The organism is Streptomyces sp. NPDC057002, from assembly GCF_042673825.1.
Lineage (GTDB): Bacteria > Actinomycetota > Actinomycetes > Streptomycetales > Streptomycetaceae > Streptomyces.
This window is the reverse complement of sequence record NZ_JBHURZ010000004.1, coordinates 425,018-437,461: the sequence shown is the minus strand read 5'-3', so window position 1 is coordinate 437,461 and position 12,444 is coordinate 425,018. Positions and strand designations below refer to the sequence as shown.

Sequence of the window (12,444 nt, the reverse complement as noted above, 5' to 3'; positions counted from 1 at the left end):
GCCGATCCGGGCGATTCGGACGACACGGCGACTGGGGGACCTGAGATGTACGACGTCATCGTGGTCGGGGCACGCATCAGCGGTGCCGCCACGGCCATGCTCCTGTCGAGGGCCGGACACAAGGTCCTCCTCCTCGACCGCGCCGTCTTCCCCGGTGGGAAGGCCGCCGCGACCAACCTGGTGCACCCGCCCGGCATCCTCCGGCTCAAGCGCTGGGGGCTCCTGGAGCAGCTGAAGGCCACGGGCTGCCCGCCGATCCGCGAGTACGGCCTGCAGAGCGGCCGGGCCCGGCTGATGGCCCCGCTGCCCGCGGCCGACGAGGTCGACGAGGCGTACTCCCCGGACCGGGCCACCCTGGACCGGATCCTGCTGGACGCCGCGATCGCGTCCGGCGCGGAGTTCCGCGAGGGCTTCTCCGTGCGGGACCTGTGCACCGACGAGGCCGGCACCGTCACCGGCGTCCGGGGACAGACCGAGGACGGCACGGCGGTGACCGAGCACGCCCGGCTCGTGGTGGGCGGCGACGGCTCCAACTCCACCGTCGCCCGCCTGACCGGCGCCGAGAAGTACGGCGCCCGGCCCGTCCTCAACAAGAGCCACTGGGCGTACTGGGAGGGCCTGCCGCACGACGGCCGGGTCCGCACCCACCGGCACGCCCGCAAGCACACCTTCACCTGGCCCACCCACGACGGCCTGACGATCGTCGGAGTCGCCCAGCCCACCGGGGACTTCAAGGCCGGAGCCCAGGAGGAACGCGACCGGACGGTCATCGACGCCTTCGAGGCCGTCGACCCCGAGTGGGCCGCCGCCCTGCGCGACACCCGGCGCACCGGCCGCTGGATGACCGGATCCGTGCCCAACTTCCTGCGCCGCTCCCACGGCCCCGGCTGGGCCCTGGTCGGCGACGCCGGCTACACCCGCGACCCCATCACCGCCGCCGGCATCAGCGACAGCCTGCGCAGCGCCGAACTCCTGGCGGACGCCGTCGACACCGCGTGGTCGCGGCAGGGCGGCGCCGGACTGCCCGAGGCGCTCGCCCGCTACGGCAGGCGGCGGGACGACCTGGTCAGGGGTCACTACCGGTACACCTGCGACCACGCGGCCATCGCCGATCACAGCCCCGAGGAGGTCGAGTTCATCGAGGCGATGAGCCGCAGCGCCACACACGGCCGCGACATGGTCGGTGTCTTCGCCACCATCGTGGACCCCGCGCGGTTCTACTCCGCAGCCAACATGCACGCCCTGCTGGACCACATCGCCCCCGGCCCGGACACCAGCTGGAAGGTGCGCATGGTGCGCTGGCTGGTGCGCGGAGCACCACGGCACCTCCCCCCGGCCCGCCGGGCCGGCGACCGGCTGATCGCCGGGAACCTGGGCTCCATGGGCCAGTACCTGCTGGACAGCACCCGGCAGCGGCCGGCCGAGCCCGCGCCCGTATAGCGGGCCCGTAGCGGCCGAGCGGCCACGACCTTCGACACACTCGCGAGAAAGGGAAGCTCCGCCATGCCCGAAAACACCTCCACCGCCTTCCTCCTGCCCGGCCAGGGCGGCTTCGACGGCGCCGCGCTGCGCCGGGCCGACGCCACCCACCCCCAGGTCCGGCGGGTCTTCGAACGCCTCGACGCCGAGACCGAGAAGCTGTTCTCCCGCCGTATCAGCGATCTCGTCCTCGGCCCGGGCGAGGCCGGTCTGCGCGACCTGCTCGCCCGCGACTCCTGGATGTCCCAGGTCGCCATCTACGGCGCCGGCCTCGCCGCCCACGAGATCCTCACCGACCACGGCGTCCGCCCGGACGTTCTCGCGGGACACAGCCTCGGCGAGATCACCGCCCTCGTCGCGGCAGGTGCCTTCTCGGTGGAGGACGGGGTGCGGATCGTCGCGCAGCGCGTCGCGGTCATCGAACGCCACGACGGGATCGACGGCCGCATGGTGGCCCTGTCCGCCGGGGCGGACCGGGTGCGGATGCTGCTGGGACTGCTGGACGAGCCGCTGCTGGCGGTCGCCACCGAGAACCACGACGAGCAGACCGTGGTCAGCGGACCCGACGCCGTCCTGGACCAGGTGACGGCCATCGCGGCGCAGCTCGGCATCGGCGCGATCGAGATCGACGCGCCCTTCCCCTTCCACACCCCGGCCCTCGCCCCCGCCGCGCCCGAGTTCGAGGCGTACGTCCGCACGCTGGAGCAGCACCCGCTGCGCGGGCGCGTGTACTCGCCGATCCTCCAGCGTTTCTACGAGCCCGGCGAGCCGCTCGCGGGCCGGCTCGCGGACCACTTCGTCCAGCCGGTGCGGTTCGCGGCGGCGGTGCGCCGGCTGCACGCCGACGGTGTCACCACGTTCGTCGAGGCGGGCGGACGCCCCGCGCTGTCCAAGTTGGTGACCCGGCTGACGCGCGGCTCGGACGTCCGCTCCCTGGCGACCCTCGCCCTCGACGACGGCGACCGGCTCGCCCTGGACACCACGCTCCGCGACCTGCGCGCGGCGGGCCTGGCCGACCCGGGCCCGGAGGGCTCGGGCCTCGCCGAACTGCTCGCCCCGTCCGTGCCGTCCGACCTCTTCGACGCGTACTGGAAGGCGCACGGGCACGAGGTCAGGGAGCGGATCCGGACGGATCTGCGGGCCTTCGGGGACGGGCAGGAGAAGCCGGAGCCGCAGCGGGAGCCGGAGCAGGCCGGGAAGCCCGAGCCCGAGCCGGCCCCGGCGGCCTCGGCGCCCGCGAACGCCGCTCTCGACCGGGACGAGGTGTTCGCCGAGCTGCGGACCCTGTACGCGCAGGCGCTGGAGTACCCGGAGGAGGTCTTCGAGGCCGGGGTGCAGCTGGAGGCGGAACTCGGCGTCGACTCCGTCAAGCAGGTGGAGCTGCTGTCGCGGGTGTCGCAGCGCTACGGGCTGCCGCCGCGCGAGGCCGACTTCCGCCTGGACCCCTACAACACGCTCGACACCATCGCCGACTTCGTGATCGCGGAGCTGGACCGGCTCGCCGAGCCGATCACCGCCTGACGCACCTCTGGAAGAAGGACACGGATTTCATGAGCGACCTCACCGGCAAGGTGGCGCTGGTAACCGGCGGGTCGAGGGGGATCGGAAAGGCCATCGCGCGGGATCTCGCCGCGCGCGGCGCCGACATCGTCCTCAACTACTTCCACTCGCACGACCAGGCCAAGCAGACCCGCGACGAGCTCGTCGCCGAAGGCGCCCGGGTCGACCTCGTACGGGCCTCGGTGGCCCGGCAGGAACAGGTCGACCGGATGTTCCAGGAGATCGACGAGCTGCACGGACGGCTCGACATCCTCGTCAACAACGCGGCGAACGGCGCCCTGCTGCCGCCGGACGAGGTCACCGAGACGCACCTGGACAAGGCGATCGAGACCAACTACAAGGGCGGGCTGCGCTGTGCCCGGGCCGCCGCGCCGCTCATGGCGCGTGGTGGCGGCGGCTCCATCGTCACCGTCTCCGCGCTCGGCGGCTCCCAGATGGTGATGGCCAACTACTCGGCGTGCGCCCCGGCGAAGGCCGCCGCGGAGGCCGCCTCCCGGTATCTCGCCGTGGAGCTGGCGCCGTTGGGCATCCGCGTCAACATCGCCTCCGCCGCCATGCTGAGCAGCGAGGTGGCGGACAAGTTCCCCGACGCCGGACCGATGCGGGACGTCATCGAACGGGCCACGCCCTGGGGGCGGCTCGGCAGCCCCGAGGAGTTCGCCGCGCTCGTCTCCTTCCTGGCCTCCGACGACGCCCGCTGGATCACGGGGCAGGTCGTCCTGGCGGACGGCGGCCTCACACTGGGCGCGGCACTGCTCTCGCCGCCGCGGCAACCCGCGGAGCAGCCGGTGGCGGAGCCCGGGGAATCCGCTGAGGTCGGGGAATCCGCCGAGTCCGGGGAACCCGCTGAGCCCAGGGAACCCGCCGAGTCCGGGGACGACGCCATCGCCGTCGTCGGCATGGGCATGGCCGTCGCCGGTGCCAACAGCCCCGACGAGTTCTGGAAGCTGCGTACGACCGGGGACGAGCTGTTCGTCAAGGTCCCCCGGGACCGCTGGCGGCACGACAGCTTCCACTCGGCGGACCTGTCCGCCGAGGACAAGGCGTACGCCGAACAGTGCGTGTTCATCACGGACTTCGAGGCCGCCGACGGCGCCCTCGCGGGCATGCCCGGCGGCCCCGGTGAGCAGGAACTGACCACCCAGTGGCTGCGCCACAGCCTGGTGCAGGCGCTCGACGGCGTCAGCCGCCGGGACGACGACCGGTGCTCCTTCGTGATCGGCTACACCCCGGACGGCAGCCAGCACCTGGAAGAGGCCGGCGTCCTGCAGAGCGCGACCCGCCTGACGCACGACATCGTCGACGGCCTCGGCCTGCCCGACGAGGAGCGGGACAAGCTGCGCGACGGCATCGACCGGACCCTCGCCGAGCGGTACCGGCGCGGCGCCGGCTCCCCGTCCCGCTTCCTGCCCCACCGGGTCGGCGAGGTGGCCATGGACGGTGTCCTGCCGGCGTCCACCGAGCTCCACATGGTCGACACCGCGTGCTCCTCGTCCCTGTACGCCGTCGACATCGCGGCCAAAGGCCTGCTCATGGGCAAGCAGGACATCGCCGTGTGCGGCGGGGCGTTCGCGCTGGCGCCGCGCGGCACGGTGCTGTTCTCCAAGCTCCAGGGCCTGTCGAAGCGGGGCACCGTCCACGCCCTCGACGAGAGCGCCGACGGCGTGATCTTCGCGGACGGTGCGGCCCTGGTCGTCCTCAAGCGACTGAGCAGCGCCCGCCGGGACGGCGACCGGGTGCTCGGGGTGCTGCGGGCCTTCGGCTCCTCCTCCGACGGCAAGGGCAAGGCGATCTACGCCCCGAACGCCGCCGGGCAGGGCCTCGCCGTGCAGCGGGCCCTGGAGGGCGGCGAGGTCGACAGCGCCGACGTGCGGTGGATCAACGCGCACGCGACCGGTACGCCCGCCGGTGACCTGGAGGAGTTCACCACGCTGCGGGAGCACTTCGGCACCTCCACGCCGACGGCCGTCACCTCCAACAAGTCGCTGCTCGGCCACACCGGCTGGGCCGCGGGCGTCGTCTCGCTCATCGAGAACCTGAAGGGCCTGGAGCAGGACACCATTCCGGGGCAGTACCGCCTCGACACGCCCCGGGCCGACTTCCGGCTGGACGAGACCCGCCTGGAGGTCACCTCGCGGCCGAGGCCCTGGACGGCCGACGGGGAGCGGCCCCGGCTGGCGGCGGTGTCCGGGTTCGGCTTCGGCGGTACGAACGCCCATCTCATCGTCTCCGAGGACCGCGCCGCCGAACCGGAACAGGTGCGGCCCCCCACGACCAAGGCACCGGCGGCCGACAGCCGGGTGGCCCTCGTGGGCTGGTCGGCGCATCTGCCCGGACTGGAGGGACGGGAGGACGTGACGCGCTGGCTGGAGGGCGGCGACGGGCCGCTCGACAGCTTCGGGGCGGACTATCCGGTACCGCCGTTCAACCGGGTCCGGCTGCCCCCGAAGACGATCCGCGCGCTGGACCGGTGCCAGCTGATGATCCTGGAGTGCGCGCACGAACTGCGCGACCGGATGCCGGACTTCTGGAGCGGACAGGCCGCGAAGACCGGGGTGTTCGTCGGGCACATGGGGCCGACGAGGGCGGCGATGCACTACGCCAACCGCTGCTACCTGGACGATGTCGGGGAGGCCCTCGCCGCCTCGCCCCCGGCCGGGTCCGCCGAGGTTCCGCGCGTGCTGGAACGGCTGCGCGAACAGGTGCGGTCGATGATCCCGGAGTCCAACGAGGACTCCTTCCCCGGCCAGATGCCCAACATCATCTCCGCCCGGGTCGCGAACTACTTCGACCTCAACGGCGCGAACATGACCGTGGACTCGGGCTTCGCCTCCGCCCTGTCGTCCCTCACCCTGGCGAGCCGCTATCTGCGCACCGGGGAACTGGACTTCGCCCTGGCCGGAGGCATCAACGGCAACAGCCTCCCCGAGTACCGCTCCCTCATCGGCGACCTGCTCCCCGACGACGGGGCGGAACTCGCCGAGGGCGCCTTCCTGTTCGCCCTGACGACCGAGGAGCGGGCCCGGAGCGCGGGCCTGACGGTGCTCGCCTACGTCGACGAGACCGTGCGGGAGACGCCCGCGCGTGAACCCGTCCTGTGCGGCCCCGACGCCCCGGAGAACGCCCGCTATCTGGGCGCGTCCGGAGGCCTGGCCGTCCTGCGTGCCCTGCACGGGCCGGCGGGCCGGGCGACCGTGTCCGGCGGCGGCGACGCCGGCAGGCCGGGAGCGAGCGTCCACCTGACGATCCCGGGCCCGACGGACGTCACCCCCGGCACCCCGTCCGCCCTGCTGCGCGCGCCCTTCCGCTCCACCACCCACACCGAGGCCGGCGACCCGCTGCGCGTCCGCCGCTTCGTGCCGGTGCTGGAGGAGACGCCCGCGAAGCCGGTGCGTGAGAAGGTGCCGTTCCTGCCGGACGGGGCCGTGGTCGTCACCGACGCCCCCGATCTGGTGGCCCGGGCCGCCGGTCCGGGGACCCGGCTCACGGTGCTGTCCACCACACCGCTCGACGACCGGGGCCGCCCCGGCTGGCACCACCTGCCCCGGGTCACTCCGGAAACGGTCCGCGAGGCACTCTCGGGAAGCGCGGCCGGGCCGGTCACGCACCTGCGGGTGCTGAGCGACCTCGCCCGCGCTGTACCGCCGGAGGCGGACGCCCTCGCCTCGGACACCGCACCGCCCCTGACGGCCCTGCACGACGCCGTGTACCTGGCCGTCCAGCAGACCTACGACGATCTGGCCCGGCCCGGTGCCGATCTGACGATGCTGCTGCTCGGCGCCGTACGGGACGGCACCCCGCACCCCTGCTCGGGCCTGTTCACCGGCCTGCTGAAGAGCGCGGGCCTGGAGCTGGCCGAGGGCGGCAGCCTCGCGTTCCTCACCTCCGGGACGGACGTGACGGCGGCGGTCCTCGGCGTCGAGGAGGAGAGCCGGGCCGAGCGGGACTTCCCCGTGGTCGTGGAGAGCGGCGGAGCACGCCATACGCACCGGCTGCGCGAGGAACCGGTCGAGCTGGAGGAGGCGACGCCGGCCGCGCTGGACCGGGACTCCGTGATCGTGGTGGCCGGGGGAACCCGGGGCATCACCGCGGAGGTGGCCAAGTCCCTCGCCAGGGAGTTCGGCCCGCGCATCCACGTCCTCGGCAGCAACGACCTCGACGCCTACCCGGCGTCCGTCTTCGAGGGCACCGACGAGGAGTTCGCCGCCGGCCGGGCGAAGTACATCACCGCCGAACTCGGCAAGGGCGGCGGCCGTAGCGTCGCGAGCATCACCAAGGACTTCGACCGGATGCTCAACGCCCGCGAGTCCCGCGCGAATCTGCGCGAGATGGTGGAGCACAGCGGCAGCGAGCGCGTCACCTACCGCGCCTGCGACATGCGCGACGGAGTCGAGGTCGAGAAGGCCCTCGGCGAGATCCTCCGGGCGGAGGGACGGGTCGACCTGCTCGTCAACGCCGCCGGGCTCCAGCGTTCGGCGCTCATCAAGGACAAGGACTTCGCGGAGTTCACCGCCATCCGGGATCTGAAAGTGGCGTCGTACCGGAACCTGAAGTACGCGCTGCGCGACGCCCCGCCGCGGCTGTGGTGCAACTTCGGTTCGCTGCTGGGCTGGTTCGGGCAGCTCGGCGAGGCGGACTACGCCGCCGCCAACGACTTCCTGGGCACGGCGGCCGGTCATGCGACGGCCACCTCGGACCACCCGGAGGTCACCATCGGCTGGACGCTGTGGGCGGGTGTCGGCATGGGCGCCGGGGAGTTGACGAAGGCGTACTACGAACGGGCCGGCTCCTACAGCAGCATGCCGGTTCCCGAGGGCGTCCACCACTTCGTGCAGGAACTGCACGCGCCCGTCCGGCGCCCCTCGGTCGTGCACCTCGGCGAGGCGGAGAAGGCCACGGTGGAGAAGTTCTACCCCGGCTATCTCGCGCAGGCGCCGGCGGAGCGGCCCGGGGAGCCCGGGGGGTTCTTCCTACGGCGCGAGGTGTCCTCGGACGGCCGGTCGGCGGAGTTCGAGTGCCCCTTCGACCTGCGCACGGACGGCTATCTGGAACACCACACCGTGCGCGGCGAACCCACGCTGCCCGGCACGTTCGTGACCGAGCTGGCGGCCGAGGCGGCCCGTCGCCTCGTGCCGGGCCGGCGGGTGGTGGCCTTCGAGGACGTGACGTTCGAGCACTTCCTGCGGGTGTACCGCGACGTCCCCACGGCACCGAAGCGCATCACGGCCGAGGTCGTCGAGGACGAGGGGGACGAGAGGGGCGAGGGGGGCGAGACCACGGTCGTCCAGGTCCGGGTCCTGGAGGACGTGGTGGCTCCCAGTGGCGTCGTACTCGTCAAGGACAGGCCGCACTTCACGGCCCGCGTGCTCCTGGCGGACACGTATCCGCACGCCCCGCGCTGGGACGCCTGGGACCACGCGGACGACACTCCCGTCCCCGACCCGTACCACCAGCCGGGCTCCCCGGTCCGGCTGAGCGGACCGTTCGTCTCGACGAGCGGCACCGCCGTCCACCCCCGGGGCAAGAGGGCCCGCTACGACCTCTCCCTCCCCTCGGACGAACCGCACTGGCAGGGGTTCTCCGTGCCGTGCGTCCTGCTGGACGGACTGGCCCGGGTCGGGGTGCTGGACCTGCTGGACGACCGGCGGATGCCGGTCGCCGCGCCCCTGTCGATCCGCCGTATCGACCTCTACGAGGAGGCGAACGACCACACCCTGTCCACCGGCCCCGACCGCATCGGCCTGTACGCCACACCCCCCGGGTTCGGCCTGGACGCCGAGCGGGCCGAGAACCGGTTCGTCGCGGCCCGGCCGGACGGCCGGATGGTCCTCCAGATGAAGGACCTGCGCGCGGCCCTGATCGGCTACGTCGACGCCGACGCGGCATGACCGGCCCGACCAGGAAGGAACACGCACCCATGCAGTCGTCCCCGCCCGGGGCGGAGCCCGAGGACCCGTCGGTGCAGCCGACAACCCGGATGGTGTGGCGCCCGGCCGCCCTGCCACCCCTCACCGGGGTGGCACCCGGCCTGTCCGGCATGCGGGTCCTCCTGCTCGCCTGCGACGACACGACCGCCGACCGAGTCGCACACGAACTGACCGCACACGGCGCCCACGTACACCGCCACACCCCCACCACCCACACACCGGCACCCGCCCCGCCCGCGCCGACCCCGGTCGCACCCGCACGGCGGCCCCCCGGCGGGCCCGATCCGGGCCCCCGCGCGCCCGCCCAGGCTTCCGGCGCGCCGGAACCGGTCCCCGGCGCATCCGCACAGGACTCCGGCGCGCCCGATCCGGGCCTTGGCCCGCCCGCGCCGGCCCCGGGTGCAGCCGTACTGGACTCCGGCGCACCGGATCCGGGCCCCGGCCCGTCGGTGCCGGTCGCGGGCGCACAGGCTCCGGGTGGGCCGGAATCGGCCCCCGGCGCATCCGCACAGGCCTCCGGCGCGCCCGATCCGGGCCTTGGCCCGCCCGCGCCGGCCCCGGGTGCAGCCGTGCTGGACTCCGGCGCACCGGATCCGGGCCCCGGCCCGTCGGTGCCGGTCGCGGGCGCACAGGCTCCGGGTGTGCCAGAACCGGCCCCGGGTGTGCCAGAACCGGCCCCGGGCGTGCCGGAACCGGCTTCCGGCGCATCCGCACCGGCTTCCGGCGCATCCGCACAGGCCTCCGGCGCGCCCGATCCGGGCCTCGGCCCGCCCGCGCCGGCCCCGGGTGCGCCCGAACCGGCCCCGGGCGTGCCCGTACCGGCCCCCGGCGCATCCGCACCGGCCTCCGGCGGTGACGGGCCCGTGGACGCGATTGTCGATCTCACGGTGACCGGCGTCTCGCACGGGCACGGTGTGGCCGATCTGGACCGTGCCTGGCGCGAGCCCCTGCTGCGGACCGTCGCCGCGTTGCGTGGGCAGTACGACGACTGGTCGGGCGAGACCTCCGCCCGGCGGCTGTTCTATCTGGCCGTCACCTGTCTCGGGGGCGGTATGGGCCACCACCCCGACGACGACCTGGCGCAGCCGCTGGGCGGCATCTGGGCGGGCCTGGCCAAGACGCTGCACCGGGAGTTCCCCAACTGCAACGCCCGGGTCGTCGACGTCGGGCTGTCCGCCGTCGACGATCTGCCCGGCATCGTCGCGAGCGAGCTGGGACGGCCGGGGGAGATCGAGGTCGGCCACCGCGAGGGCCGGCGGCTGACCCTGTCGCCCGCCGCGCGGCCTGTCGGCCCGCCCGCGCTGGACCTGGGTGAGGGCGACTGCGTCCTGATCTCGGGCGGCGGCCGGGGCATAGGCTGGGAACTGGCCCGTACGCTCGCCGAACGGCACGGCACGCGGGTCCTGGTGACCGGCCGGGAGCCGTTCCCCTCCGAGGGCGAACCCTGGTTCGGCGTGGACGAGGCGGAGCTGAAGGAGTACGAGAAGCGGCTGTGGTCGGGCAGCGGCCGGGGCCGCCCGCTGCCCGAGATCCGCCGCGACATCGCCCGCACCCGCCGTCTGTGGGAACTCGCCCGCAACGTCACCGCCGCACAGAAGCGCGGACTGCGCATCGAGTACGTGCGCTGCGACTTCACCGACCCGGAGCAGGTGCGGGACCTGGTGCGGCGGGAGGGCGACGCCCTCACCGGCGTCGTGCACAACGCGGGCGTGGACCACGCGGCCCGGCTGCCCAAGAAGTCCGACGACGACATCCTGCGGACGGTGGGGACGAAGATCGGCAGTTTCCTCCACCTCTTCGGCGAACTCGAGGGCAGCAGGCTCAAGTTCTTCTGCAACGTGGGCTCGCTCACCGGCCGACTGGGCGGCATGGTCGGCCAGCTGGAGTACGCCGCGGCGAACGAGGGCCTGGCCCGGCTCGGCCGGTGGGCGGAGCGCCGCGCGGACTTCCCGGTGATGACGCTCGCCTGGCCGACCTGGGACCGCATCGGCCTCATCGCCAACTTCGCGGCGACCCGCCGCTACATGGCCCCGCTCGGCGTGGCCGACGGACTCGCCAAGTGGCAGGACGAGCTGCTGGCCGGCTCCACCGGTGAGATCACCTTCGTCGGGCCGCTCGGTGACGCGATCGACCCCGGGCAGGCCACCGGCTACCCGGTCGTGCCCGACCTGCCGGGACACCCCGAGGTCTATCCGAAGATCCACCACCTCGGGGAGGTGACCTCCTACGAGCCGCACACCCGCCTGGTGTCGCGGGTCCGGTTCGACCGGGACACCACGCCGGTCCTCACGGACTTCCTGGTGGACGACGCGGAGGCGGTCCCGGTGAGCCTGCTCCTGGAGAACGCGCTGCGGGGCGCGGAGTGGATCGTGCCCCCGGACTTCCCGGAGCTGGAGGCCGAGTGTCTGGAGGACATCGTCGTCCCTCTCGACCTGCTGAAGCTCCACGGCCCGGCGACGGTCCTGGAGCGTGAGGTCCGGGGCTGCTACGAAGGGCGTTCCTGGACCGTGGAGGTCCGCTTCCGGCGGCCGGGCGAACCGGATGCCCAGGGCACCGAGGCGAGGGTCCGCCTCCGCTACGTGCCCGGGGAGACCCGCTCGCCCGCCCCGCCGCGCAGCGGCATCACCCCGATGACGACCTGGCGTTCGGGGCCCGCGCGGTTGCGCTGGCGGTCCTCGGTGGTGCCCCGCGCGCGCTGGACCAGGGGCGAGCGGGGCCGCTGGGAGGGCCGGGTACGCCCCTGCGCGCCCGGCGACCTGTGGGCGACACCCGCCGCCCCGCGCACCGCCCTCGCGGTGTCCGCGCTGGAGAACGTGGTGCGGCTGTGCGCGCGGCAGGGGCCGGGGCTCTCGGTCGCGGTGGACCCGCTGACCGTCGGCCGCGTCACCCCGCACGACCCCGAGGACGGCGACTCCCTCATCGAGGGGGACCCCGTCCTCGGCACCTGGAAAGTGAAGAACGCCTCGACCGGCGCCCGTGTCATGACGCTGACCGGATTCGAGGGCCCGGTCCCGGCCGGCTGAATTCCCGCAGATAAGGAGCGCGAGAAAATGTCCGACACCCTGAAGAACAAGGCCGTTCTGGAGCGCTACTACGAGGAGTGCCTCAACAAGGGAAACCTCGACGTCATCTACGAGGGCGCGGCCCCCGACCACATCAGTCACGGCACCGCCCCGAACAGCGAGGAGGGCGTGGAGCACCTGAAGGAATGGGTGCGGATCCAGCGCGCTTCCTTCCCCGATCTGCATGTCACGGTGGACGACTGGATCCTGGAGGGCGACAAGGTCGTCAGCCGGTTCACCGCGCGGGGAACCCATACCGGGGAGCCGTACGAGGGGATTCCGGCGCAGGGGCGTGAATTCGCCGTTCCAGGAATCGTCATCGACGCGTTCCGGGACGGGGTGATCGTGGAAAGCTGGTTCTCGCTCGACGCGTTCGACCTCGCGAAGCAGCTGGGCGCCTTCGGCTGACCACGGCG

5 protein-coding genes are annotated in these 12,444 nt (G+C 73.5%); all 5 read left to right on the top strand.

The genetic code is table 11. The annotated features are described in order from the left end of the window. Positions 1–45 precede the first annotated feature (45 nt). The 5 genes from ACFT32_RS22010 to ACFT32_RS21990 all read left to right on the top strand — a co-directional run bounded on the left by ACFT32_RS22010 (position 46) and on the right by ACFT32_RS21990 (position 12,436). Positions 46–1,440 carry an NAD(P)/FAD-dependent oxidoreductase gene (locus tag ACFT32_RS22010; protein ID WP_382491721.1) on the top strand — a complete coding sequence of 465 codons (1,395 nt, stop codon included), beginning with the start codon at positions 46–48 and terminating at the stop codon, positions 1,438–1,440. A 63-nt stretch (positions 1,441–1,503) separates the two neighbouring features. Continuing rightward, positions 1,504–3,000, top strand: a complete 1,497-nt coding sequence (locus ACFT32_RS22005; RefSeq protein WP_382491718.1) for an acyltransferase domain-containing protein — start codon at positions 1,504–1,506, stop codon at positions 2,998–3,000. 29 nt (positions 3,001–3,029) lie between these two features. Further along, the gene (locus ACFT32_RS22000; RefSeq protein ID WP_382491715.1) at positions 3,030–8,927 is read left to right on the top strand and encodes an SDR family oxidoreductase; all 5,898 of its coding nucleotides are present in this window, start codon (positions 3,030–3,032) and stop codon (positions 8,925–8,927) included. A gap of 29 nt (positions 8,928–8,956) precedes the next feature. Further along, positions 8,957–11,989: a KR domain-containing protein gene (locus ACFT32_RS21995; RefSeq protein WP_382491712.1), complete on the top strand. Its 3,033-nt coding sequence runs from the start codon at positions 8,957–8,959 to the stop codon at positions 11,987–11,989. Positions 11,990–12,016: 27 nt separating this feature from the next. Continuing rightward, positions 12,017–12,436 carry an ester cyclase gene (locus ACFT32_RS21990; RefSeq protein WP_382491709.1) on the top strand — a complete coding sequence of 140 codons (420 nt, stop codon included), beginning with the start codon at positions 12,017–12,019 and terminating at the stop codon, positions 12,434–12,436. Positions 12,437–12,444 lie beyond the last annotated feature (8 nt).